We start from the raw sequence: 24781 nt of genomic DNA on the forward strand, positions 1-24781 counted from the left end.
CTACCCATGAGGCGACAGAGCGTGTACGTCGAAAATGCGAGTACGCCGGCCCGCAAGCCGGTGACCGTGCCGGGACTGAAGGCGATGAAAGCCGAGGGCCGGAAGATCGTGATGCTCACCGCCTACGACGCGAGTTTTGCCGCGCAACTGGAATCCGCCGGAGTCGACGTGGCCCTGGTCGGCGATTCCCTGGGCATGGTGGTGCAAGGCCGGAAGAGCACGTTGCCGGTCACGATCGAGGAAATGGTCTACCACACCGCGGCCGTGGCCCGGGGGCTGACTTCGACCTTGCTGGTGGCGGACCTTCCGTTCATGAGCGACCGTGACGTGCCGTCCGCGATCGATGCGGCCACGCGGCTGGTCGCGCAGGGCGGCGCGGCCATGGTGAAGATCGAAGGCGCTGGCCGGATCTGCGAGGTGATCGCCGCTCTGGCCGAGCGCGACATCCCCGTCTGTGCCCACCTGGGCCTCACGCCGCAGTCGGTGAACCGCTTCGGTGGATACAAGGTGCAGGGAAAGACTCAGGAAGCGGCCGAGCGCCTTTTCGCCGATGCGAAGGCGGTCGAGGCCGCCGGTGCGGACCTGCTCGTGCTCGAATGCGTTCCCGCCGCGCTGGCGGCGCGGATCACCGCCGAGCTGTCGATCCCGACCATCGGCATCGGCGCGGGCGTGGACTGCGATGGCCAGGTACTGGTGGTCTACGACATGCTCGCCCTGACGCCGGGCAAGCGACCCAGATTCTCCAAGAACTTCCTCGCCGGCCGCGATTCCATCCAGGCTGCCATCGCCGCCTATGCCGACGACGTGCGCGAGAAGCGCTTCCCTGGCATCGAGCACAGCTTTACCTGAGGACACCACCATGCAGACCGTCACCGATGCCGCCGCACTTCGTGCGGCGATCCGGGGCTGGCGCACCGCCGGTCATACCGTCGGCTTCGTGCCGACCATGGGCAACCTGCACGCAGGCCACCATTCGCTCCTGAAGCTGGCCCGCGCGCGCGCCGACCGCGTCGTCGCCAGCGTCTTCGTCAATCCGACCCAGTTCGGTCCGGGAGAGGATTTCGAGCGCTATCCGCGCACCCTGGCCCAGGATCAGGCCGGCCTCGCCGAGGCCGGATGCCACATCTTGTTCGCGCCCGACGTGGCCACGATGTATCCCTTCGGTCCCACGGCCAGCGTAAGCATCCACGTGCCGGTGATCACCGACACGCTGGAAGGTGCTCACCGGCCCGGCCATTTCGATGGCGTGGCCACCGTGGTCGCCAAGCTGTTCAGCCTGGTCCAGCCGGACCTGGCCGTCTTCGGCCAGAAGGACTTCCAGCAGCTGAAGGTCATCGAGCGGATGGTCCGCGACCTGTCGCTGCCGGTGAAGGTCATGTCCGCCCCCACGTTGCGCGACGACGACGGCCTGGCCCTGAGCTCACGCAACCAGTACCTCTCCGCACAGGAGCGGGCCAGGGCGCCGATGATCCATGCCACCCTCCAGCAGGTGCGCGACCTGTTCCGCCAGGGTCATGCCTGGCAGGCCCTGGAGACGGCCGCCCGGGCGCGCCTGGAGCGGGCGGGCTTCGTGCCTGACTACGTGGCCATCCGACGTGCGGAGGACCTTGGCGAGCCGGGCGCGGACGAGCGGGACGGCCTGATCGCCCTGGTGGCCGCCCGCCTGGGCGCCACCCGCCTGATCGACAACCTGCCGTTCGACTGAATCGTCTTCACGGGCGGGGACTTGCGTTTCATCGCGCGGTCCCCCATAAAGCGCAGCAACAGAGGAAGCCCTCGCGACGGACGGGCAACCCTCCGTTAGAATGGGCGTTTTGCACTAACGAACCCCAGAGACCGCCATGCACCTCAACATGCTCAAGTGCAAGATCCACCGCGCCACGGTGACTCACGCCGAGCTGAACTACGAAGGTTCGATCGCCATCGACGGCATCCTGCTCGATGCCGCCGGCATACGCGAGTACGAGCAGATCCACGCCTGGAACATCAGCAACGGCGAGCGCTTCGTCACCTATGCGCTGCGTGCGGAAGAGGGCTCCGGCATCATCTCGGTGAACGGCAGCGCGGCGCGCCGCGTGTCCACGGGCGATCTTCTGATCATCGCCGCGTTCGTGGGCCTGTCGGAGGCGGAACTGGCGAAGTACCAGCCGGACCTCGTCTACGTGGACCAGAACAACCTCATCACCCACACGAACCATTCGATTCCGAAGCAGGCGGCCTGATCCATACAATCCACTTGCGCTGCACTGCGGTAAGATCGCTGCTTCCCCTCCGTTGCAGCCAAGTGGAAGCCATGGAATCAAAGCACGCACCGTTGCCCTCGTTCGAAGAGCACGCCTCCCGCCTCGCCGGGACCCACCTGCGCCAGCTCGTGCAGGACGCCGCCCGCGGGGAACGCCTGCGCAAGCGCATGGGCCCCATCCTCCTCGACATATCGCGGCAGAAGCTCGACATCGCCGCGCTCGATGCCGTCGGGACCTACATCGAAAGCACGGGCTGGAAGGCCGCGCGCGACGCGATGTTCGAGGGCAAGCACATCAATACCTCCGAGGATCGCGCGGTGCTGCACACGGCCCTGCGCGGTGCTGCGTCGCGCCATCCGGCGGCGCCGGCAGAGGTCCGCAAGGACGTCGCCGACGCCCTGGACAAGATGGAAACCATCGTCAACGCCGTGCACCGGGGCGAGGGCGAGTCGGTGGGATTGATCGGCGGGGTCACCGACGTGGTGAACATCGGCATCGGCGGGTCCGACCTCGGTCCGCGCCTCGCCGTGCATGCGCTGGAACAGTTCCATGTCAAGGGCATCACCAGCCACTTCCTGACCAACGTCGACGGCCAGGCCGCGACGGACCTGATGAACAGCCTCGACCCGGCGCACACGCTGGTCATCCTCGTGTCCAAGAGCTTCAACACGCAGGAAACCCTGCTCAACGGCGGGGTGTTCCGCAACTGGATCCTGAAGGCCAACGGCGGCGACGAACAGAAGACGGCGAAGCATTTCATCGCCGTGAGCTCGAACGTCGAAGCGGTGCAGAAGTGGGGCGCATCTCAGGTGCTGCCGATGTGGGACTACGTCGGCGGCCGTTTCTCGCTGTGGTCCGCGGTGGGCGCATCGATCGCCTTCTCCATTGGCATGAAGGGCTTCCGCGAGCTGCTCGCCGGTGCCGCCGAAGCCGACGACCATTTCCGCACCGCCGAATGGCAGGACAACCTGCCGGTGCTGCTGACGATCGCCGAGGTCTGGAACCGCAACATCCTCGGCCGCAGCAGCCGCGCCGTGGTGCCGTACGTCGATTCCCTTGCCGATCTCCCGTCCTACCTGCAGCAGCTGGAAATGGAGAGCCTGGGCAAGCATGTGCATCCGGACGACGGCAGCGAAGTGAGCCAGCCCACCGTGCCGGTCGTCTGGGGCAGCATCGGCACGAATGCGCAGCACGCGTATTTCCAGGCGCTGCACCAGGGCACCGATACCGTACCGCTGGAATTCATCGGCCTGGTGAAGCCGGCGCACCCCCTGCGCGAGAACCACGACGTATTGCTGTCCAACCTGCTGGCGCAGGCCGCGGCGCTTTCGCTGGGCAAGACCTTCGACGAAGCGCTGGCCGAAGCGAAGAGCGGCAGTGAAGCGGAGCGCCGTGCGCTCGCCGCGCAGCGCACCTTCAAGGGCGACCGTCCGAGCACGGTGTTCATGCTCGATTCGCTGACCCCGCATTCGCTCGGTGCGCTGATCGCGCTGTACGAGCACAAGGTGTTCATGCTCGGCCACCTTTGGGGCATCAACGCGTTCGACCAGTGGGGTGTGGAGCTGGGCAAGGTGATCGCCAAGCAGATTTACCCATCGCTCGCCAACGACAAGGACCCGGGCGACCTCGACCAGTTCGACGGTGCCACGCGCGCCTTGATAAGCGCGATCCGGGCGCGCCGCTGATCGGCTGAGAAAAACCCGGCTCCGGCCGGGTTTTTTCGTTTCGCCCTGCCAAAAGAAGTCGCCTCCGCCTACGACCGCTGGCGTATCGCTTGCGCCGCTGCATTCGCCGCACAATCGAGCCGTCAACTACCCATGGATGGGGAGAAGGCTCATGGAGCGACGCCGTTTCCGATCGCTTGCGATCGTCTCTTTGTTTCTGTTCGCAGCCTGGGCGGTGCAGGCCGTGCCAGCCGCCGTCGTGCTGGCGCCACCCACGGAAGCCGGGCCGGACGTCGCGCGGCATTTGCAGGAGCGCTACAACCAGGACTGGACCGAATGCCGGCCCGCCTACACGCCGGCCGTGCTGTGCTCCGGGGTATTGATGCGCGGGACCGCCTGGTCGACGGGATTCCATTCCTGGATCCCCAATCCGGCGACGTCTGCCGGCGGTGTCTCGTTTTCGTGGCTGCGCCAGGATTCGAACTTTCCGCGGACGGCGTACCCGAACGGCTTCATCGTGTACCCGCACTATTTTTCCGATGACCCGTATTTCTACCAGCTGATCATCAACTGCGGTTACGTCATCAACGCGGGAACCGGGAGCCTTCCCGACAAATGCCGTACGCCTTGTCATCGGGCAGGGATCACCACGGCGTCGCAGTGGCTGTCCAAATATCCCGCCGGTTCCTACGGCTGCGCCTTCAAGATCGCGCCTGGCGATGCCGCGCCGAACCCCGCGCAGGCATGGATGCAGATCGTTGCGGTTAGGAAGGCACGCGCCATCTTCGCATGGAACGAAATCATGCTGGCCATATGGCCGCAGAACACACATGCCAACATGCCGCTCGAGGCGTTCTTTTACACGTCCGGGAACGCGACGGCGCTGAACAATGCGAAGAATGACCAGAAGGACTTCAAGGCCACGGCGGGGCGCTGGGTGCCGATCATCCGCTGGACGCCCCCGGCTGCGATCAACGGCAGGGCGATGTTCGAGTTCAACGCGGCCGACCAGGCCATAGCGAACTGATCCTGCCAAAAAATCCCATGGCGCTCCTACAACGTTGGTCATATCGCGCGCTCGATCGGATGCGGTGCAAAGTAAGGCCGCACGGTCGCTCAAGGATGGAGCAGCGCCATGGAAGGTCTCCGTAAAGGCTGGTTGTCTCTTGTCGTCTTGCTGGCACTGGTCGCCGGCTGCGCCACGCAGCAGCTTCACGCGCCTCCGACGGAAAGCGGCCCTGTGGTCGCGGAACACCTCGAAGAGCGCTACAACCAGGACTGGACGGAATGCCGGCCGAGCTACACGCCCGCCGTCCTCTGCTCCGGAGTGCTGATGCGGGGAACCAACTGGTCGCCCGGATTCCATTCCTGGATACCCAATCCGAACACATCCGCCGGCGGTGTTTCGTTTTCCTGGCTTCGCCAGGATTCGAATTTCCCCAGGACGCTTTATCCGAACGGTTTCATCGTCTATCCCCATTACTACTCGGACGATCCGTACTTCTACCAGCTGATCGTGAATTGCGGCTACGTGCAGGACGCCGGCACCGGAAGCCTCCCGGACAAGTGCAGGACGCCTTGCCACCGGTCCGGCGTGACGACTGCCGCGCAGTGGCTGGCAACCTATCCCGTCGGCAACTATGGCTGCGCGTTCAAGATAGCGCCCGGCGACGCCGCGCCGAACCCCGCGCAGGCATGGATGCAGATCGTGGAAGTCCGGAAGGCCCGGGGGTTGTTCGTGTGGAATGAAATCATGCTGGCCATGTGGCCGCAGGATACGCACGCCAACATGCCCCTGGAGGCGTTCTTCTATACCGCCAACAACGCCGCGGCCCTCGCCAATGCGAAGAACGACCAGATGGATTTCAAGGCCACCGCGGGCCGTTGGGTGCCGATCATCCGCTGGACCCCGCCGCCATCGATGAACGGCCGGGCGATCTTCACCTATGACCCGGCGGACCAGGCCATCGCCAACTAGGCAACAAGGCGCTGTGCGTTCACTTCCATGGAAGGAAAACTGCGTATGGATGTCCTGCCGAAGCGGTTCCTGGCGAACGTGGCCCTTGCCTTTGCACTGGCTGGCTGTCTCCAGAAACAACCGGACCGGACTCCCTCAGCGACACCCGCGACGATCACCGAAGACGGCCCTACCGTCGCGATGCATCTCACGGAGCGCTATGAGGAAGCGAGGGACGATTGCGGGACCCCCACGCGTCCCGCCTTCCTGTGCTCGGGCATCCTGATGCGCTCGACGGAATATTCGCTGGCCTACCGCTCCTGGCTCCCCAACCCGGCCACCGCCTCGTGGGGCGTGGCGTTCTCGTGGCTGCGCCAGGACTCCAACTTTCCGGAGAACCTTCCTTCCGGCAACGGCTTCATCGTCTATCCCTGGTTCTACGCCGACGACGTGCCGGGCCAGTATCTACAGCTCAACGTGCGCTGCATCTATCCGCAGGACGCATGGACGGAAGGTCCGGACCGTTGCCGGGTGGTGTGCCAGAAACAGGGCGTGTTCAGCGCGGCGCAGTGGCTCGATCGCTTCACCGACGACCGGGACCAATGCGCCTTCGACGTGTCGTACGGGGCGGAAGATACGGCCCACGCCTGGATCCAGGCGAAACTGGTGCGCCAGGCGCGAGGCGTCTTCCGGCGCAATGAGGTCGTGCTGGAAGCCTGGCCCCAGAACGTCGGCGTGCGCATGCCCCTGGAGGCCTTCTTCTATCGCGACAACTGTTACGACCACCACGACTGCCTGCCGCCTTATCACGTGGCGCAGCGCCGTACGGATGCGAAGCTCGACCAGAACGATTTCCTGAGGACGACGAACCGCTGGGTACCGGTCATCCGCTGGACGCCGGCAACCTCGCCCGCGGGGAGAGCGCGCTTCACGTATGACCCGGCCGACCAGGGAACGCCGCCGCCGTCTCGTAAATCCTGATCGTCGATCAGACTTCCAGCGTCGCCAGGTCGCCCTTTTCCTCGAGCCACTGCTTGCGGTCGCCGGCACGCTTCTTCGCGAGGAGCATGTCCATCAGCTTCTGCGTGCCGTCGTCGGCATCGACCGTGAGCTGGACGAGGCGACGCGTGTCCGGGTGGATGGTGGATTCGCGCAGCTGCGCCGGATTCATCTCACCCAGGCCCTTGAAGCGCGTGACGCTCACGGCACCCTTCATCTTCTCCCGTTCCACCTTCTCGAGCATCAGGCGCTTTTCTTCCTCGTCGAGGCAGTAGAACACCTGCTTGCCCACGTCGACGCGGAACAGCGGCGGCATGGCCACGAACACGTGGCCCTCGCGCACCAGCGCCGGAAAGTGGCGCAGGAACAGCGCAGAGAGCAGGGTGGCGATGTGCAGTCCGTCCGAATCGGCGTCGGCGAGGATCACCACCTTGCCGTAGCGCAGGCCGGACAGGTCGTCCTTGCCCGGGTCGCAGCCGATCGCCACGGCGAGGTCATGGACCTCTTGCGAGGCGAGCACGGCACCGGATTCGACTTCCCAGGTGTTGAGGATCTTGCCGCGCAGCGGAAGGATCGCCTGGAAGTCCTTGTCGCGCGCCTGCTTGGCCGAGCCGCCTGCCGAGTCGCCCTCGACGAGGAAGAGTTCGGTGCGGGTGAGGTCGGTGGCGGCGCAGTCGGCGAGCTTGCCCGGCAGGGCGGGACCCTGGGTGATCTTCTTGCGCACCACCTGCTTCGCCGCCTTGAGGCGTGCGCTGGCGCGTTCGATGGCGAGCTGGGCGATCTTCTCGCCGAGCTCCACGTGCTGGTTGAGCCAGAGGCTGAAGGCATCGTGCACCACGCCTTCGACGACGCCGGCGGCGTTGCGCGAAGACAGGCGCTCCTTCGTCTGGCCCGCGAATTGCGCGTCCTGCAACTTGATGCTGAGCACGAAGGCGAGGCGTTCCCACACGTCTTCCGGGGCCAGCTTCACGCCCCGCGGCAGCAGGTTGCGCAGGTCGCAGAACTCGCGGATGGCATTGGTCAGGCCCGAGCGCAGGCCGTTCACGTGCGTGCCGCCCTGCGCGGTGGGAATCAGGTTGACATAGCTTTCCTGCACCAGGTCGCCTTCCGGCAGCCAGGCGAGGGCGACGTCCAGCGTATCGGTGTCGCGCGCGAAATGTTTCACGAACAGCTCGGCCGGCAGGGCTTCGGCGCCCTGGAGTTCGCCGCGCAGGTAATCGGGCAGGCCGTCCTCGTAGTACCACTCGCTGGTCTCGCCGCCTTCCTCGACCAGGCGCACGGTGAGGCCCGCGCAGAGCACCGCCTTGGCGCGCAGCAGGTGCTTGAGCTTCGAAACGAGGATCTTCGGCGTGTCGAAGTACTTGGGGTCCGGCCAGAAGCGCAACGTGGTGCCGGTCTTCTTCTTCGGCACGCTGCCGATCACCTCGAGCTCGCTGGCGCGGTCGCCGTTGGCGAAGCTCATCCGGTATTCCTGGCCGTCGCGGCGGATCGTCACGTCCACGCGCGAGGAAAGCGCGTTCACCACCGACACGCCGACGCCGTGCAGGCCGCCGGAGAACGCGTAGTTCTTGTTCGAGAACTTGCCGCCCGCGTGCAGGCGGGTGAGGATCAGTTCGACGCCCGGCACCTTCTCTTCCGGATGGATGTCCACCGGCATGCCGCGGCCATCGTCGGTGACCTCCACCGAACCGTCGTTGAAGACGACGACCTCGATGATCTTCGCGTGTCCCGCCAGGGCCTCGTCGACGGAGTTGTCGATGACTTCCTGCGCCAGGTGGTTCGGGCGCGAGGTATCCGTGTACATGCCGGGGCGGCGCTTGACCGGGTCAAGGCCGCTGAGGACTTCGATGTCTGAGGCGTTGTAGCGAGTGTTCATGGGGTGTGGTGCTCGTTCGTAGCCGGGCAGGATGGGGCGTTGGGGTCGCGGCGGTCAAGCCTGCGCGCGCCCCGTATCACGCCCCGAGACCGGCCGGCGATGGGGGCGCCGTTACAACGGCGCGCAATGCCATTCGAGCCACTCGCGGTCCGCTCCGTCCAGCAGGGGCGACAGCGCGGCGCGCACCGTGGCGTGGTAGTCGTCCAGCCAGGCCCGTTCCGAAGGCTCGAGCAGGCGCGGCTCCAGCCCGCGGCGGTCGAACGGGCAGAGCGTAAGCGTTTCAAAGGCGAAGAATTCACCGAACTCGGTGCTGTCCGCCTGGGTCACCACGGCGAGGTTCTCGTGGCGGATGCCGTAGCGGCCCGGCTTGTACAGGCCCGGCTCGATCGAGGTGATCATGCCGGTTTCCAGGGGAACCAGCGCGCCGCCGGCCAGCGGGGGCCGGATGCCGTGCGGCCCCTCGTGCACGTTGAGGAAGTAACCCACGCCGTGGCCCGTGCCATGTCCGAAGTCCATGCCGGCGGCCCAGAGCGGAGCGCGGGCGAGGGCATCCAGCTGCGGGCCGCTGGCCCCCTTCGGGAAGCGCGCGCGGGACAGCGCGATCATGCCCTTCAGCACCAGCGTGGCGTCGCGGCGCTGCTCATCGGTGACCGGCCCGAGGGCCAGGACACGGGTGATGTCCGTGGTGCCACCCAGGTATTGGCCGCCGGAATCCACCAGCAGAAGGCCCTTCGCCGCGAGCGGGCTGAAGCCCGCGGGCGTGGCCCGGTAATGCGGCAGGGCGCCGTTCGCCTGGTAGCCGGCGATGGTGGAGAAGCTCTCGCCGATGAAGCCGGCCTGTGCGGCGCGCGCCTCTCGGACGATCGTGTCGACATCCAGCTCGGTAAGCGGCTCACCGGCGGCGACGCCCGTCTCGATGCGCCGGAAGGCCCTGGCCAGCGCTGCGCCGTCGCGGCGCATCACGTCGCGGATGTGGTCGAGCTCCTCCGGCGTCTTGCGCGCCTTCTGCGCCGTGGACGGGTTCGCCGCGCGGACCTGCTTCACCGGAGCGGAGAGGCCTTCGAGCAGTGCTACCACGACGCGGCTCGCGTCATACATCAGGACGGCGTCGTCGGGGAGCGCGGCGATCGCCGAAGCGGCGGTGGCGTAGCCGGCCAGGGAGATGCCGTCGGCTGCCAGCGTGGCCTTGACCTCGGCCGGAACCTTGGCGCCGTCGACGAACAGCGTGGCCGTGGTTTCGCCGATCAGCAGGTGGGCGAGGAAGACCGGGTTGTAGTCGACATCCGCACCGCGCAGGTTGGTCAGCCAGGCGATATCGTCGAGGCTCGACAGCAGGTGGTGCGTGGCACCGGCCCGGCGCATCGCGGTGCGGACGTGACGCAGCTTGTCGGCACGCGCCACGGCGGCGAAGGGGGCAGCGTGGGCGAAGACGGGCGCCGCCGGCGGGGCAGGGCGATCGGCCCAGGCCAGCCCCGGCAGGTCGAGGTCCGTGCGCAGGCTGGCTCCGGCTTCCTGGAGACGCCGGGCGAGGTTTTCCGCCGCGGCCACGGCGAGGCTGTCTCCCGCGACGGCCACCACGTCGCCTTCGCCGAGTTGTCCGGCCAGCCAGGCCACGTGCTCGGGCGTGTGCGCCACGTTGAGCTTCATCAGCGGCAATCCGCTGCCGGCCAGCTCGGCCTCGGCCTGCGAGAAGTACCGGGAGTCGGTCCAAAGGCCGCCGCCGGTGGCGGTCACCACCAGGGTGCCGGCCGAACCGGTGAAGCCGGAAAACCATTCCCGGGCCTGCCAGCGCGACGGGAGGTACTCGGAGAGGTGCGGATCGGCCGAGGGGACGATGACGGCGGCGACGCCTTCACGTGCCATGGCCGCGCGGAGGACGGCGAGGCGGGCGGGGATAGGGGAAGTGCTCATCCCCCCATGGTAGCGAAATGCCCCAGTAGGAGCGGCCCTGGCCGCGACAGCCTTTTGCGAAACGCACAGGCCCTGGTGCGCCCCGCGAAAAGCTGTCGCGGCCAGGGCCGCTCCTACAGGGAGCCGGGGCCGGGTTTTTCCGTTCAGGTCCCACTCGCGAGTGGGGACGCACTCGGGTAAAATACAAATTTCCAGCACTGGCTGCTCGCATGACTCCCCTGATTTTCGTCACCGGCGGCGTGGTGTCTTCCCTTGGGAAAGGCATCGCAGCGGCGTCGCTTGCCTCCATCCTCGAGGCGCGTGGTCTTTCCGTGACCATGATGAAGCTCGATCCGTACATCAATGTGGATCCGGGCACCATGAGCCCCTTCCAGCACGGGGAGGTGTACGTCACGGACGATGGCGCCGAGACCGACCTCGACCTGGGCCATTATGAGCGCTTCGTGCGCACGCGCCTTACCGGCAAGAATTCCATCACCGCCGGCAAGATCTACGAGTCCGTGATCCGCAAGGAGCGCCGGGGCGATTACCTGGGCGCCACGGTCCAGGTGATCCCGCACATCACCGACGAGATCAAGCATTCCATCCACGAGGCCACGCGTGGCTTCGACGTGGCCCTGGTGGAGATCGGCGGTACCGTCGGCGACATCGAATCGCTGCCCTTCCTCGAGGCCATCCGCCAGTTGCGCATCGAGCACGGCCCGGAGAAGTGCATGTTCGTGCACCTCACCCTCGTGCCGTTCATCAAGGCCGCCGGCGAGATCAAGACTAAGCCCACCCAGCATTCGGTGAAGGAACTGCGCTCCATCGGTATCCAGCCCGACGTGCTGCTGTGCCGTTGCGAAGAGCCGCTGCCCGAAGGCGAGCGCCACAAGATAGCGCTGTTCACCAACGTGCCGAAAAACGCCGTCATCAGCACGATCGACGTCGACGTCATCTACAAGCTGCCCATGTGGCTGCACGAGCAGGGCCTGGATGACCTGGTCATCCGCCGCCTCGGCCTCGACGCCGGTCCGGCGGACCTCTCCAGCTGGGAGCGCACGGTCGAGGCCGTGGAGCATCCGCGCGACGAGATCACCGTGGCCATCGTCGGCAAGTACGTGGAACACAAGGACGCGTACAAGTCGCTGGGCGAAGCGCTTCGCCACGGCGGCATCAAGCAGAGCACGCGGGTGAACCTGCGCTGGGTGGATTCGGAAGACGTCGAGGCGCGCGGTCCACGCGTGGTGCTCGGCGACGCCGACGCCATCCTCGTCCCCGGCGGCTTCGGCAAGCGCGGCTTCGAGGGCAAGATCCTCGCCGCCCAGTTCGCCCGCGAAACCGGCGTGCCTTATTTCGGCATCTGCTACGGCATGCACGCCGCGGTGGTGGAGTTCGCCCGCAACATCGCCGGCCTGGCACAGGCCGATTCGAGCGAGAACGACCGCAACACGCCCGACCCGGTCATCGCGCTGATCACCGAGTGGACCACCGCCACCGGCGAAACCGAGGTGCGCTCCGAGCGCTCCGACCTCGGGGGTACCATGCGCCTGGGCGCGCAGGAGTGCCGCCTGAAGGCCGGCACGCTGGCGCGCGAACTCTACGGCGAAGACGTGGTGCGCGAGCGCCACCGCCATCGCTACGAGTTCAACAACCGTTACCGCCAGTCGTTCGAGGACCTGGGCCTCGTCATCTCCGGCAAGTCGATGGACGACCTGCTGGTGGAGATCGTCGAATTGCCGCGCCAGGTGCATCCGTGGTTCCTCGGCTGCCAGGCGCATCCGGAGTTCACTTCCACCCCGCGCGAAGGCCACCCGTTGTTCATCGGCTTCGTGCGCGCCGCGCGCGAATACAAGGCCGTTCGCGAAGGCGAGAAGCTCGCCGTCCGCTCCGAGGAGTCTGCTGCATGAAGCTTTGTGGTTTCGAGGCCGGTCTCGACCAGCCGCTGTTCCTGATCGCCGGCCCCTGCGTCATCGAATCGATGCAGTTACAGCTCGACGTCGCGGGCAAGCTGAAGGAGATCACCGGCCGGCTGGGCATCAACTTCATCTTCAAGTCCAGCTTCGACAAGGCCAACCGCTCCTCCGGTTCCAGCTTCCGCGGCCCGGGCATGGAAGAAGGTCTGAAAGTGCTCGACGCCGTGAAGAAGCAGATCGGCGTGCCGGTGCTTACCGACGTGCACGAATACACGCCGATGAACGAGGTCGCCGCCGTCGTCGACGTGCTGCAGACCCCGGCCTTCCTCGCCCGCCAGACGGACTTCATCCAGAACGTGGCTCGCGCCGGCAAGCCGGTGAACATCAAGAAGGGCCAGTTCCTCGCGCCCTGGGACATGAAGAACGTCGTGCAGAAGGCCTTCGACGTGGGCAACCACGACATCATGGTCTGCGAGCGCGGCGCGAGCTTCGGCTACAACAACCTCGTGTCCGACATGCGTTCGCTCGCGGTCATGCGCGAGACGGGCTGCCCCGTGGTGTTCGACGCCACCCATTCGGTGCAGTTGCCGGGCGGCCAGGGCACCAGCTCCGGCGGCCAGCGCGAATTCGTACCGGTGCTGGCGCGTGCGGCGGTGGCGGTGGGCGTGGCGGGCCTGTTCGCCGAGACCCATCCCGACCCGGCCAAGGCGCTGAGCGACGGGCCGAACGCATGGCCGCTCGATCAGATGGAAGAACTGCTCGAGACCCTGATGGAACTCGACCAGGCCGTGAAGCGCCGCGGGTTCACGAAGCACGCCTGATCGTTCCCCGGAACGGTATCATTGACGCAATCGCGGGGAGGCCGGCTGGATGACTGACGACAACGGGATCCACGATGCCGGCGCACCCCGCCTGCACGCGGTGCGCATGCCACAGTCGGGTCACGGCGTCGCCTCGTTCGTCATCGGCCTGGTGTCCGGCCTCGTCATCCTGGCCGCCATCGCCTTCTCCGCACTGATCGTCGCCTCCGGCGATGCCGAACAGCACATGGGCGTGTTCGGCCTCGTCGGCATCGTCGTGTGCGCGTTCCTGGCCCTCTCGCTGATCGGGCTCGTCCTCGGATTCGTCGCCCTGCGCCGCCAGGACCGCCGCCGCACGTTCGGCGCGATCGGGCTCGGGCTCAACGCACTCATCCTCGTCGGTACCGCGGGCCTCATGCTCGTCGGTACCTTCTTCAGTCATTCCAACTCGTAACGGGAAGCGCATGACCACGTCCATCACCACCATCCACGCCCGCGAGATCCTCGATTCGCGCGGTAACCCGACCCTCGAAGCCGAGGTGACCCTCGCCGACGGTTCGTTCGGCCGCGCCGCGGTGCCCAGCGGCGCCTCCACCGGCACGCGCGAAGCCGTGGAACTGCGCGACGGCGATAAGAGCCGCTATGGCGGCAAGGGCGTGAAGAACGCGGTGGCGAACGTGAATACCACGATCGCGAAGGCGCTGGCCGGCTTCGACGCCGCCGACCAGAAGGGCCTGGACACGAAGCTGATCGCGCTCGACGGCACCGACAACAAGGGCAAGCTGGGTGCCAACGCGCTGCTCGGCGTCTCGATGGCCGCCGCGCACGCCGTGGCCGCCTCGCGCAAGCAGGCGCTGTGGCAATACCTGATGGTGGACGGCGGCGGTTCGCTGCCGGTGCCGATGATGAACATCATCAACGGCGGCGCCCATGCCGACAACAACGTCGACGTGCAGGAGTTCATGGTGCTTCCGGTCGGCGCGCCGAACTTCGCCGAGGCGCTGCGTTATGGCGCCGAGATCTTCCACGCGCTGAAGTCCGTGCTCAAGGGCCGCGGCCTCAATACCGCGGTGGGCGACGAAGGCGGTTTCGCGCCGAACCTCAAGTCCAACGTGGAAGCGCTGGACACCATCCTCGAGGCGGTGAACAAGGCCGGTTACAAGGTCGGCAGCGACATCCTGCTCGGCCTCGACGTGGCCAGTTCGGAGTTCTTCAAGGACGGCAAGTACGACCTCGAGGGCGAGGGCAAGGTCTTCACGCCGGAACAGTGGGTCGACACGCTGGCCTCCTGGGCGAAGCAATATCCGATCGTCACGATCGAGGACGGCATGGCCGAAGGCGATTGGACCGGCTGGGCCCATCTGACGAAAGTCCTCGGCGAAGGCATCCAGCTGGTCGGCGACGACCTGTTCGTCACCAATCCGAAGATCTTCCAGGAAGGCATCGACAAGAAGATCGCCAACGCCATCCTGATCAAGGTCAACCAGATCGGTACGCTGTCCGAGACGCTCGAGGCCATCGCCATGGCCGACCGCGCGAAGTACGCGGCCATCGTCTCGCATCGTTCGGGCGAAACCGAGGACACCACCATCTCCGACATCGCCGTGGCCACCACCGCGACGCAGATCAAGACCGGCTCGCTGTGCCGGACCGACCGCGTGGCGAAGTACAACCAGCTGCTGCGCATCGAGGAAGCACTCGGCGCGAAGGCGAAGTATGCCGGGCGCGCCGCGTTCCCGAACCTGTCGAAGCTGCCTGGCTGAGTCCTCTCTTGAGTAACGCGGCAATCCTGCGCTGGGTCGGTCTGATCCTCGTCATCATCCTCATCGCGCTACAGCTGAAGCTGTGGGTCGGCGGTGGGGGCATGGCCGAGGTCGAGTCGCTGCGCGAATCGGTCAGGAAGCAGACCGAGGAGAACGCGGGATTGCAGAAGCGCAACCAGGCGCTGGCCGCCGACGTGGAAGACCTGAAGCACGGCGAGCAGGCCACCGAGGCGCGGGCCCGCCAGGAACTGGGCCTGATCAAGCCCGGCGAAACGTTCTACCAGGTGGTCGAACCGGGGGCCGCCACGAGCGCGCCCCCGCCGCCTCCGCCCGTCGCCCCCGGCGGCCAGTGATGGACGCGCTGTGGTGTGTCCTGCCGGCCGCTGGTAGAGGCGTCCGCGCAGGCGGCGACCGGCCGAAGCAATACCAGCCCATCGCCGGACGGCCGATGCTCGACCGCACGCTCGAGCGTCTGGCCACGCATCCGCTCATCGCCGGCTTCGTGTTGGCGATCGCGGCGGACGATCGCCATTTCGCCGCCGTGGAGAGCATCGGCGGCAAGCCGCTGCTCGTGGCGACCGGTGGCGGCGAGCGTGCCGATTCGGTGCTGGCAGGGCTTTTGGCCTTGCCCTCATCCGTGGCGGACGGCGACTTCGTGCTCGTCCACGATGCAGCGCGCCCATGCGTGCGGGCCGACGACATCACCCGGCTCATCGAGCGGGCGGGGCAGGGGGAGGGCGGATTGCTGGGTGCGCCGCTGCGTGACACCCTGAAGCGTGCGGACGACGGCTGTCGCAGCATCGCCACCGAGCCGCGGGAGCGGCGGTGGCGCGCGTTCACGCCGCAGATGTTCCGGCGTGGGGCGCTGGTTCGTGCACTTCGCCTTGCCGGCGAGACGGGTATCGTGGTGAGCGATGAAGCGATGGCGATGGAACGGCTTGGCGTGTCGCCCTTGCTGGTGGAAGGTTCGGAAGACAATATCAAGGTGACCACGCCCGCGGATTTCGCCCTGGCGGAATTCCTGCTCGAGAGGACCAGGTAATGCGCATCGGTCAAGGATTCGACGTCCACGCTTTTGGCGAGGGCGACCATGTGATGCTGGGTGGCGTGCGGGTGCCGCATACGCGGGGCGTGCTGGCGCATTCCGACGGCGACGTGGTGCTACACGCGCTGTGCGACGCCCTGCTCGGGGCCCTGGCCCTGGGCGATATCGGCAAGCATTTTCCGCCATCCGACGAGACATGGCGCGGCGCGGACAGCCGGAGCTTCGTGCGCGCCGTCGCGGCCATGCTGGCCGAACGCGGCTACGAACTCGGCAATGCCGACATCACCGTGATCTGCGAAGCGCCGAAGGTGGGCCCGCACGCGCCGAAAATGTGCGAGGCCATCGCCGCGGACCTCGGCGTGGACGCGGACCGCATCAGCATCAAGGCAACCACCACCGAAACCCTCGGCTTCACCGGCCGCCGCGAAGGCATAGCGGCGCTCGCGACCGTTCTGGTGGTGCGCGCATGAGCGAGACCGAGCCGCGCGCGTCGACGCCCCGGCTGCACGACCGGCTGGAGGCGATCACGGACCTGCTGCGCCGCAGGGAAGACCTGCTTGCGTTCGCCGGTGCCGTGCCCGACGGCGACGAAGCCGCGCTCGAAGCCACCGATGCGGAATTACAGGCACGCCTCGACGAATTGCATCCGGCCGACCTGGCCGACGTGCTCGAGTCGTTGCCGCTGGGGGACCGTCTCGCCGTCTGGCAGCGCGTGCGTTCGGACCGCGATGGCGACATCCTCCTCGAAGTCTCGGACTCCGTCCGCGAATCGCTGATTGCGGACATGGACGACCGCGAGATCCTCGCCGCCGTCGAACCGCTCGACGCCGACGAACTGGCCGACCTGGTCGACGACCTGCCGACCGAGGTGCTGCCGGAACTGATGGCCAGCCTCGACGCCCAGGAGCGCGAGCGCGTCCAGGCCGCGATGTCCTACGAGGACGACCAGGTCGGCGCGTTGATGGACTTCGACATGGTCACCATCCGCGAGGACATCAGCCTCGAGGTGGTGCTGCGCTACCTGCGCCGCTTCGACGAGCTGCCGGCGCAGACCGACAAGCTGTTCGTCGTGAACGCGGACAACGTGCTCACCGGCGTGCTGCCGCTGCACTGGCTGCTGGTGAATCCGCCGGAGAGGATGGTCCACGAGATCATGGCGCCGGACGTGAACACCTTCCGTCCGGAAGACGATGCCTACGACGTGGCCCAGGCCTTCGAACGCTACGACCTGGTCACCGCACCCGTCGTCGATACGCAGCAGCGCCTCATCGGCCGCATCGCCGTGGACGCCATGCTCGACTTCATCCGCGAGGAGAGCGAAACCGAGGCGCTGTCGCGCGGCGGCCTGCGCGAGGAAGAAGACATCTTCGCCTCCGTATGGAAGTCCGTGCAGAACCGCTGGGCCTGGCTGGCGATCAACCTCGTCACTGCCTTCATCGCCTCGCGCGTCATCGGCCTGTTCGAGCACTCCATCGAGAAGCTCGTGGCCCTGGCGACGCTCATGCCGATCGTGGCGGGCATCGGTGGCAATTCGGGCAACCAGACCATCACGATGATCGTCCGCGCCATGGCGCTGGAGCAGATCGGCGTTTCCCAGGCGCGGCGTCTGTGGCGCAAGGAACTGGCCGTGTCGCTGGTCAACGGTATCGTCTGGGGCGGCGCCATCGGCATCGTCGCGTGGCTGCTCTACGGCAGCGTGTCGCTGGGATTGGTCATGACCGCGGCGATGACGCTCAATCTCCTGCTCGCCGCCTTCATGGGCGTGGGCATTCCCATGCTGATGACGAAGCTCGGGCGCGATCCGGCGCTGGGTTCCAGCGTGCTCATCACGGCGATGACCGACAGCGGAGGCTTCTTCATCTTCCTCGGCCTCGCCACGCTGTTCCTGCTGTAGGGCTATGCCATGAGCGAGACCGAACTTCCCTTCGCCTTCGGCACGCCGCCTCTGCGCGCGCGCCTGCGCGCGACGCCCGAGGATTTTTTCGTCGAGGAGATCCTCGGCTATGAGCCGGATGGCGCCGGCGAGCACGCCTTCCTCGTCGTCGAGAAGCGTGGAGCGAACACGGACTGGGTCGCCCGCGAGCTGGCGAAGTTCGCGGGAATCGCCCCGATGAACGTGGGTTACGCGGGGATGAAGGACCGTCACGCGGTGACCCGGCAGGCCTTCACCGTGCAGCTGCCGGGGAAGGCGGATCCGGATTGGTCGGCGTTTCCTCATGCGGAGGTTTCGATCCGATCCCTCGGCCGGCATTCGCGCAAACTCAAACGCGGAGCGCTGCGTGGAAACCGTTTCGTGCTCGTACTGCGCGAGGTCGAAGGCCATCGCGCGGAAGCGGAGGCACGTCTTGCCGCCATCGCGGTGCGCGGCGTGCCCAATTATTTCGGCGAGCAGCGCTTCGGTCTCGGCGGCGCCAACGTCGCGCATGCGCGGGCGATGTTCGGCGGGCGGCGCGTGGACCGCGACAAGCGCTCCATCCTGCTTTCGGCCGCACGCTCGCACATCTTCAACGGCGTGCTGGCGGAACGCGTGACGGCCGGGACCTGGGATGCGCCGATGGACGGCGAGATCTGGGCGCTGGACGGCTCGCGTTCGTGGTTCGGACCGGAGGCGTTCAATGACACGCTGGCCGAACGGCTGGAGCGTTTCGACATCCATCCGTCCGGGCCATTGTGGGGACGCGGCGAAACGCCTGCCGCCGCTGCCGCGGGCGAACTGGAACGACAGGTTGCGACACGCGACGAGGACCTGGCGAAGGGCCTCGCCGATGCGCGGATGGACCAGGAGCGTCGCGCGCTGCGACTGCAGCCGCGCGATTTCGCGTGGCGGTGGCGGGACGATGGCGCGCTCGAAGTGTCCTTCGGCCTGCCGGCAGGGGCTTATGCCACGACGGTAATCCGCGAACTGGCGGCGACCTTGTAGGAGCGCGCCTGCGCGCGACATCTTTTCGCGAGCAAGCAACAGGACCTGAGCTCTTCGCGAAAAGCTCAGCGCGCGCAGGCGCGCTCCTACCAGGGCGCGCTCTTATGGGCCCTTCAGGAGGACCACGACCGCCCCGGTTCCGCCCTGCATCGGCCGCGCCGAAGCAAACGCCACCACGTCGTCGCGACGGCGCAGCAGGCGGTCGGTCAGCCCTTTCAGCACGGGGCCGCCCGCCTTGGAGCGCAAGCCCTTGCCGTGGATGATCCGCACGCAATGAATCCCGTCGTGCCTGCATTCGGCAAGGAATTCGGTGATGGTCAGCTGCGCCGCCGCCGCGTTCATCTGGTGCAGGTCGATGTCGGCCTGGATGCTGAACTGTCCGCGCTTGAGCTGTTTCAGCAGGCGGGGAGGGTAGCCGTCGCGCAGATAGGACAGTTCCTCGCCCACTTCGAGATCGGCGGGATCGTAGTCGAACAGCAGGGAGTCGGCGGGGACGGCGGCTTCGTCGGCGTCGCGCATGTGCGGATGCGGGGCAGGGCGCGGCTTCTCGGGCAGCACCTCGGCCTCGGGCAGCGGCCGCACCTCGCCGATGGCCTCGCGAAACAGGCGGCTGTCGTCGTCGTGGACCTTGGGGGGACGTCGCGTCATATGGCCATCCTAACGCCTCAATGCTTGCCACACACACCCACACCCGCGGCCCGGTCCGGTAGACTTGGACGGTCGGGCGGCTCCCTGGAGATGGGGTCGCCCCGCCCGTTTTTCGATCTGGATCAGCATGCAAGTTCTGGTTAGCAACGACGACGGCGTGGAGGCTCCTGGCATCCAGGTGCTGGCCGAGCGTCTGGCCGAGTTCGGAACGGTGACGATCGTCGCCCCCGATCGCGATCGCTCCGGCGCGAGCAATTCGCTCACCCTCGACGCACCCATCCGCGTGCACCGCCTCGACAACGGCGCGTACCGCGTCGCGGGTACCCCCACCGATTGCGTGCACCTCGCGCTTTCCGGCCTGCTCGACCACGAGACGGACATCGTCGTTTCGGGCATCAACAGTTCCGCCAACCTCGGCGACGACGTCATCTATTCGGGCACGGTGTCCGCTGCGATGGAAGGGCGCTTCCTCGGCCTGCCCGCCATCGCCGTGTCCCTGGTGACGCGCGAAGGTACCGGACGCTACTTCGACACGGCGGCCACCGCCGTACTGATGCTGATGCGCCGCCTGATCGTCGACCCCCTGCCGGCCGACACCATCCTCAACGTGAACGTGCCGGACCTGCCCTGGGAACAGGTGCGCGGCTTCGAGGTCACCCGTCTCGGCAAGCGCCACCGGTCGGCACCGGCCATTCGCGCGACCGATCCGCGCGGCCGCACGATGTGGTGGATCGGTCCGCCGGGCGACATCGAAGACGACGGTCCCGGCACGGATTTCGACGCGGTCCGCCGCGGCTGCGTTTCGGTCACGCCGATCCACACCGACCTCACGCGCTACCAGGCGCTGGAGAAGGTCAGCAGCTGGATGCTGTCGCTGTCATCGGCGATGGATGGCGAGGAGGCGGCCTGACATGGTGAACATGCATGCGCTGCCGCCGTCGGCCCTGCGCGGCGAGGGAATGACCTCGCAACGCGCGCGCGATCGTCTCGTCGCCAAGCTTGCGGAAGAAGGCATCCGCGACCAGCGCGTGCTCGATGTGATCCGCCAGCTGCCGCGCCACCACTTCATCGACCAGGCGCTGCACTCGCGCGCCTACGAGAACACCGCATTGCCGATCGGCCACGGCCAGACCATTTCACAACCCTGGATCGTGGCGCGGATGACCGAGGCGCTGATCGAGGACGGCATCCCGGAACGCGTGCTGGAGATCGGCACCGGCTCGGGCTATCAGGCAGCCGTACTCGCCGGCATCGTGCCGACCGTCTATACGGTGGAGCGGATCGAGGAACTGCTGCGCCAGGCACGGCGCCGGTTCCGTCAGCTGGGCCTCTCGAACCTCCGCTCCCGGCACGACGACGGAAAGCTTGGCTGGGAGTCGGACGCGCCGTTCGATGCCATCATCCTCACCGCCGCAGGCGATCGCGTCCCCGCGGCACTGTTCGACCAGCTGAAGGCCGGCGGCGTACTCGTCGCGCCGGTGGGCAGTCCCAGCCAGCAGGTGCTGGTGCGCATGCGCAAAGACGAAAACGGAGAGATCCACCGCGAAGACCTCGGCGCGGTAAGCTTCGTTCCGCTACTCGGCGGCATCGGCTGATGCCGGTCCATCACAAGGAAAACCGCTGAATGCGGATGTTCTCTTCGCTCTACGATCGCGCCATCGTCTGGGCGCGCCATCGACACGCGGTGCGTTACCTCGCCGTGCTTTCCTTCGTCGAAGCGTTCATCTTCCCGGTGATGCCGGAGGTGATGCTGGCGCCCATGATGCTGGCCCAGCCGCGCAAGGCGTTCCGCTTCGCGAACTGGAGCCTGCTGTTCTCGCTGCTCGGCTCACTCGTTGGCTACGGACTCGGCCATTACGCCTACGAGGCGTTGAAGCCCCTGCTCGAATCGATGCATCTCCTGGCGCCGATCCAGAAGGGCGTGGAGAACCTGCAGCGGGACATGCAGGCGCACTCGCTGGGTCTGTACATCGTGCTTGCGATGGCGGCGTTGCAGCCCGTCGTGCCGATGAAGTTCGTTACCTGGGCCTCCGGCATCGTCGGCGTGCCGGTGCTTCCGTTCCTCGTCTGCATGATGATCGGTCGCGGCAAGCGGGTCTGGTTGCTGGCCCTCCTGGTACGCATCTTCGGCGAACGTGCGGAACAGATGCTACGCAAACACATCGAGTGGATAGGCTGGGCTGTTATCGTAGCCGTCATCCTGCTTGCCGCCTGGTGGTTCCTGGTGCGATGAGCGACCGTTGAAGGGAGATCTGCAATGCTCGTGACCCGCCCGTTCGTCCTGCTGGCCGTCGTTGCCGTGAGCCTCGTGCTTGCGGGCTGCGACCTCACCCGCAGCTCGGTCGTCGTCACGCGCAGCGCCGGCAGCTACGGACCCGCCCGGGCCGCCACGCCGCCGCCGGCGCCTCCCGGCGGCAGCTACCGGGTAGTGAAGGGCGATACGCTCTACAGCATCGCCTTCCGCAACAAGGTGGATTTCCGCGATCTCGCCAGCTGGAACGGCATCGCCTCGCCTTACACGATCTGGCCCGGCCAGGACCTGCGTCTATCGCCGCCGGGCCACGAGAGCAAACCCGCCACGCCGGTCACGCATACCGCACCGGTCGTCGCCGCCGTGCCGCCTCCGCCGCCTGCCACGCCGCCGCCGCCGGCCGCGCATCCGGAACGGCCGGCCGCGGCGACCCAGCCGGGCTTCGCGCCGGTCACCGAGGCCGAGACGGCGCCGCCCGCCGTGCCGGCGCCCGCGACGACGACCAACACGCCTGTAGTGGTGGCCGGAAAGCCTGGCGAATCGCTCGTCCCGCCGCCACCGCCCCCCAGTGCTCCGGCCACGGCGCCGCCCGCACCCGTGGAGAATCCCCCCGCATCCACCCCCATCGCTGCCAAGGGCGCCACGCGCAGTGCCGGTGGCATCACCTGGGGCTGGCCGGCCGATGGCGCATTGTTGAAGAAGTTCTCATCCGGCGACGCGATCCCCGGTATCGAAGTCGGTGGCAAGGCGGGCGATCCCGTACGCGCCGCGGCCGATGGCGTGGTCGTCTACAGCGGCAACGGGCTCGTGGGTTACGGCGAGCTGGTCATCATCAAGCACAGCGACAGCTTCCTGTCCGCGTACGGTCATAACCGGAAGCGTCTGGTGAAGGAAGGCGAGAAGGTGAAGGCAGGACAGAGCGTGGCCGAGATGGGCTCCACCGGGGCGACCCGCGATGAACTGCAGTTCCAGATCCGCCGCGACGGCAACCCGGTCGATCCGCTGCAATACCTGCCGCCGAGGTAGGAGCGCGCCTGCGCGCGACATCTTTTGAGGCCGTGAGCAGCCGGGCCTGCCGCCCCTCGCGAAAACCTGTCGCGCGCAGGCGCGCTCCTACAACTCGCGTTTCTGGCGAATTTCGAACGCCTGCAGGTGCGCGAACGCCACCTCCAGCATCGGTGCGGCCACGCCGGCGTCTCGAGCGCGGCGAAGCATGTCCCCAACGATGTGGTCGGATTCGATCCGTTGCCCCGCTTCGAGGTCACGCAGCATCGAAGCCGTGAGCGGCGAACCTTCCTGGGTCAGCGTCTTCCAGGCGAATGCGCGCGCGTTGTCGGGAACCGCGTGGCCCGAAGCGCGGGCCACGGCCAGGCATTCCTCGTACATGCGCTCGATGAGCTGACGGCCGTCGCCGGTGGCGACGATGTCGCCGACGCTTGCCCGGAACAGGCAGGTGCTTCCCGCCAGCGTGGCGAGGAAGGCAAATTTCGCCCACAGGTCGCGCTGGATGTCGTCGGAATGCTTATGGTCCACCTTCGCCGCCGCAAACGCGTCCGCGATGGCAGCGCAGCGTTCCGCGTGCGCCTGCCCGTCGCGCTCGCCGAAGGTCACCGAGGCGCCATTGCCGAAATGCACGATCTCGCCGTTCGGCCCCTTGGCCGCGCTGATCACGCAAAGGCCGCCCAGCACCCGCTCCGCTCCGAAGCGGCTGTCGAGCAGCGGGTAATGGGCGAGGCCGTTGAGGACGGGGAGGACGGCGGTGTTCTCGCCAACGGCAGGATCGATGGCCTCGATGGCGGAATGCAGGTCGTAAGCCTTGCTCGAAAGGAGCACGAGATCGAACGGGCCGGCATCCGCCGCCGCCTCGGCCAGCACGTGTTTCACCCGCAGGGTGGCATCGCCGAAGGGGCTGAGGATCACGAGCCCCTTGGCGTCCAGCACCTTCGCCCGCTCGGGCCGGACCAGGAACGTGACGTCCAGTCCCGCCTGGGCCAGCCGTCCCCCGAAATACCCGCCGGTGCCGCCGGCGCCAAGGACGAGGATGCGCATGGGTTTTTTCCTTCAGGGCAGGATGAATGCCGCTAGGACCTTTCGCCCTTCGCCGGCGAGCAGGCTATAGGTGCGCGCCGCCGAACCGTTGGTCATGGCTTCGATGCCGATCCCCCGGCGCAGGAAGCCGGCCATCACCTCGGCGGGCGGGAATACCTGGCGCTCGCCGGTCCCGAGGAGCACCACTTCGGGCCCGAGGGAGGCGATCCGGTCTACGTCGGCCAGCGACAGCTGCGAGGCGTCGGTGACGTTCCAGTCCTCGACCACTTGTTGCGGCGTCAGCAGGATGCTCTTGTGGAAGTCGCGGTCGACCACGGTGACCGTATCCGCACCGATGCGACGTACGAAGAGGTAGTCGCCGGGATGTTCGAACGACAGGTCCATGAGGATTACCGGGGCAGGGCGAGTTTCGGATCCTGCTCGTTGCGACGGAACAGGACCACCACGTGGCCGATCTCCTGGACGGTTTCCGCGCCGGTCTGGCCGGTGAGGAAGGCAATCTGCTCCTGGCGCTCGTCCTTATCGCCCCCGGACAGCTTCACCTTGACCAGCTCATGGATGTCGAGGGCCTGGCCCAACTCCTTGGCGACGGCCTCGGTGGCTCCCTTGTTCCCCAGGAGGATGACGGGGCGGAGGTCGTGGGCGAGGCTGCGCAGGTAGCGGCGCTGTGTAGGGGAGAGCATGCGTTCAGTTTCGGTTCGCGGCGGATAGGCGGTAGAGGGTATCATGCGAGGCTTGCCCACTTCTCCCGCCGGTCCAC

General features: G+C 67.0%; 26 protein-coding genes. 20 read left to right on the forward strand and 6 right to left on the reverse strand.

Features of this window, described 5'->3' with window-relative positions:
• Positions 1 to 6: 6 nt before the first annotated feature.
• From panB to ACR9ZH_RS03165, 7 genes are all read left to right on the forward strand, one after another.
• Positions 7 to 849, forward strand: a complete 843-nt coding sequence (panB, locus tag ACR9ZH_RS03135) for a 3-methyl-2-oxobutanoate hydroxymethyltransferase (RefSeq protein ID WP_481289308.1) — start codon at positions 7 to 9, stop codon at positions 847 to 849.
• Positions 850 to 859: 10 nt separating this feature from the next.
• Entirely contained in the window at positions 860 to 1705 is an 846-nt protein-coding gene (gene panC, locus ACR9ZH_RS03140; protein WP_481289309.1) for a pantoate--beta-alanine ligase, read from the forward strand.
• A 136-nt stretch (positions 1706 to 1841) separates the two neighbouring features.
• Positions 1842 to 2222, forward strand: a complete 381-nt coding sequence (gene panD / locus ACR9ZH_RS03145) for an aspartate 1-decarboxylase (protein WP_481289310.1) — start codon at positions 1842 to 1844, stop codon at positions 2220 to 2222.
• A 71-nt stretch (positions 2223 to 2293) separates the two neighbouring features.
• Entirely contained in the window at positions 2294 to 3928 is a 1635-nt protein-coding gene (pgi, locus tag ACR9ZH_RS03150) for a glucose-6-phosphate isomerase (RefSeq protein WP_481289311.1), read from the forward strand.
• Between the two features lie 223 nt (positions 3929 to 4151).
• Positions 4152 to 4934, forward strand: a complete 783-nt coding sequence (locus tag ACR9ZH_RS03155; protein ID WP_481289312.1) for a hypothetical protein — start codon at positions 4152 to 4154, stop codon at positions 4932 to 4934.
• A 108-nt stretch (positions 4935 to 5042) separates the two neighbouring features.
• Complete coding sequence (locus tag ACR9ZH_RS03160) at positions 5043 to 5885, forward strand: hypothetical protein (protein ID WP_481289313.1); 843 nt, start codon at positions 5043 to 5045, stop codon at positions 5883 to 5885.
• 45 nt (positions 5886 to 5930) lie between these two features.
• Positions 5931 to 6845, forward strand: a complete 915-nt coding sequence (locus ACR9ZH_RS03165) for a hypothetical protein (RefSeq protein WP_481289314.1) — start codon at positions 5931 to 5933, stop codon at positions 6843 to 6845.
• Positions 6846 to 6852: 7 nt separating this feature from the next.
• Here the strand turns inward: ACR9ZH_RS03165 and parE are convergent, their stop codons facing one another.
• Complete coding sequence (gene parE, locus ACR9ZH_RS03170) at positions 6853 to 8739, reverse strand: DNA topoisomerase IV subunit B (protein WP_481289315.1); 1887 nt, start codon at positions 8737 to 8739, stop codon at positions 6853 to 6855.
• A gap of 111 nt (positions 8740 to 8850) precedes the next feature.
• Positions 8851 to 10650, reverse strand: a complete 1800-nt coding sequence (locus ACR9ZH_RS03175) for an aminopeptidase P family protein (protein WP_481289316.1) — start codon at positions 10648 to 10650, stop codon at positions 8851 to 8853.
• A gap of 209 nt (positions 10651 to 10859) precedes the next feature.
• Here ACR9ZH_RS03175 and ACR9ZH_RS03180 point away from each other — a divergent pair, with 209 nt between their 5' ends.
• The 9 genes from ACR9ZH_RS03180 to truD are packed head-to-tail and all read left to right on the forward strand — an operon-like array spanning position 10860 to position 19073.
• Positions 10860 to 12539: a CTP synthase gene (locus tag ACR9ZH_RS03180; protein ID WP_481289317.1), complete on the forward strand. Its 1680-nt coding sequence runs from the start codon at positions 10860 to 10862 to the stop codon at positions 12537 to 12539.
• The gene (gene kdsA, locus ACR9ZH_RS03185) at positions 12536 to 13366 is read left to right on the forward strand and encodes a 3-deoxy-8-phosphooctulonate synthase (protein WP_481289318.1); all 831 of its coding nucleotides are present in this window, start codon (positions 12536 to 12538) and stop codon (positions 13364 to 13366) included. Before ACR9ZH_RS03180 ends, kdsA begins: the two co-directional genes overlap by 4 nt.
• Positions 13367 to 13415: 49 nt before the next feature.
• On the forward strand, positions 13416 to 13799 hold the full coding sequence (locus ACR9ZH_RS03190) for a hypothetical protein (RefSeq protein WP_481289319.1): 384 nt from the start codon (positions 13416 to 13418) through the stop codon (positions 13797 to 13799).
• Positions 13800 to 13809: 10 nt separating this feature from the next.
• Positions 13810 to 15108 (forward strand): phosphopyruvate hydratase, encoded by a 1299-nt coding sequence (gene eno / locus ACR9ZH_RS03195; RefSeq protein ID WP_481289320.1) that lies wholly within the window; start codon positions 13810 to 13812, stop codon positions 15106 to 15108.
• A 23-nt stretch (positions 15109 to 15131) separates the two neighbouring features.
• Positions 15132 to 15461 (forward strand): cell division protein FtsB, encoded by a 330-nt coding sequence (gene ftsB, locus ACR9ZH_RS03200; RefSeq protein ID WP_481289384.1) that lies wholly within the window; start codon positions 15132 to 15134, stop codon positions 15459 to 15461.
• Complete coding sequence (gene ispD, locus ACR9ZH_RS03205; RefSeq protein WP_481289321.1) at positions 15461 to 16150, forward strand: 2-C-methyl-D-erythritol 4-phosphate cytidylyltransferase; 690 nt, start codon at positions 15461 to 15463, stop codon at positions 16148 to 16150. Before ftsB ends, ispD begins: the two co-directional genes overlap by 1 nt.
• Positions 16150 to 16623 (forward strand): 2-C-methyl-D-erythritol 2,4-cyclodiphosphate synthase, encoded by a 474-nt coding sequence (gene ispF, locus ACR9ZH_RS03210; RefSeq protein ID WP_481289322.1) that lies wholly within the window; start codon positions 16150 to 16152, stop codon positions 16621 to 16623. The genes ispD and ispF overlap by 1 nt, the downstream gene beginning before the upstream one ends.
• A complete protein-coding gene (mgtE, locus tag ACR9ZH_RS03215) occupies positions 16620 to 18047 on the forward strand; it encodes a magnesium transporter (RefSeq protein WP_481289323.1) in 1428 nt (475 codons plus the stop codon). The genes ispF and mgtE overlap by 4 nt, the downstream gene beginning before the upstream one ends.
• A gap of 9 nt (positions 18048 to 18056) precedes the next feature.
• Positions 18057 to 19073 (forward strand): tRNA pseudouridine(13) synthase TruD, encoded by a 1017-nt coding sequence (truD, locus tag ACR9ZH_RS03220; RefSeq protein ID WP_481289324.1) that lies wholly within the window; start codon positions 18057 to 18059, stop codon positions 19071 to 19073.
• A 102-nt stretch (positions 19074 to 19175) separates the two neighbouring features.
• Here the strand turns inward: truD and ACR9ZH_RS03225 are convergent, their stop codons facing one another.
• Positions 19176 to 19721: a Smr/MutS family protein gene (locus ACR9ZH_RS03225; RefSeq protein ID WP_481289325.1), complete on the reverse strand. Its 546-nt coding sequence runs from the start codon at positions 19719 to 19721 to the stop codon at positions 19176 to 19178.
• 127 nt (positions 19722 to 19848) lie between these two features.
• Here ACR9ZH_RS03225 and surE point away from each other — a divergent pair, with 127 nt between their 5' ends.
• Genes surE through ACR9ZH_RS03245 form a run of 4 tightly spaced genes read left to right on the forward strand, consistent with a single transcriptional unit; the run spans position 19849 to position 22998 of the window.
• Positions 19849 to 20631, forward strand: coding sequence for a 5'/3'-nucleotidase SurE (gene surE / locus ACR9ZH_RS03230; RefSeq protein WP_481289326.1), 783 nt, complete (start codon positions 19849 to 19851; stop codon positions 20629 to 20631).
• A gap of 1 nt (position 20632) precedes the next feature.
• Entirely contained in the window at positions 20633 to 21316 is a 684-nt protein-coding gene (locus ACR9ZH_RS03235) for a protein-L-isoaspartate(D-aspartate) O-methyltransferase (protein WP_481289327.1), read from the forward strand.
• 29 nt (positions 21317 to 21345) lie between these two features.
• Positions 21346 to 21954 carry a YqaA family protein gene (locus ACR9ZH_RS03240; protein ID WP_481289328.1) on the forward strand — a complete coding sequence of 203 codons (609 nt, stop codon included), beginning with the start codon at positions 21346 to 21348 and terminating at the stop codon, positions 21952 to 21954.
• Between the two features lie 24 nt (positions 21955 to 21978).
• Complete coding sequence (locus ACR9ZH_RS03245) at positions 21979 to 22998, forward strand: peptidoglycan DD-metalloendopeptidase family protein (protein WP_481289329.1); 1020 nt, start codon at positions 21979 to 21981, stop codon at positions 22996 to 22998.
• 87 nt (positions 22999 to 23085) lie between these two features.
• Here ACR9ZH_RS03245 and panE read toward each other — a convergent pair whose 3' ends face one another.
• The 3 genes from panE to ACR9ZH_RS03260 are packed head-to-tail and all read right to left on the reverse strand — an operon-like array spanning position 23086 to position 24704.
• Positions 23086 to 24021: a 2-dehydropantoate 2-reductase gene (gene panE, locus ACR9ZH_RS03250; protein ID WP_481289330.1), complete on the reverse strand. Its 936-nt coding sequence runs from the start codon at positions 24019 to 24021 to the stop codon at positions 23086 to 23088.
• 12 nt (positions 24022 to 24033) lie between these two features.
• A complete protein-coding gene (locus ACR9ZH_RS03255) occupies positions 24034 to 24405 on the reverse strand; it encodes an Mth938-like domain-containing protein (protein WP_481289331.1) in 372 nt (123 codons plus the stop codon).
• A gap of 5 nt (positions 24406 to 24410) precedes the next feature.
• Complete coding sequence (locus tag ACR9ZH_RS03260; protein ID WP_167023259.1) at positions 24411 to 24704, reverse strand: YhbY family RNA-binding protein; 294 nt, start codon at positions 24702 to 24704, stop codon at positions 24411 to 24413.
• Between the last annotated feature and the right edge of the window lie 77 nt (positions 24705 to 24781).

Source organism: Luteibacter sp. SVR4-7G, assembly GCF_056755555.1.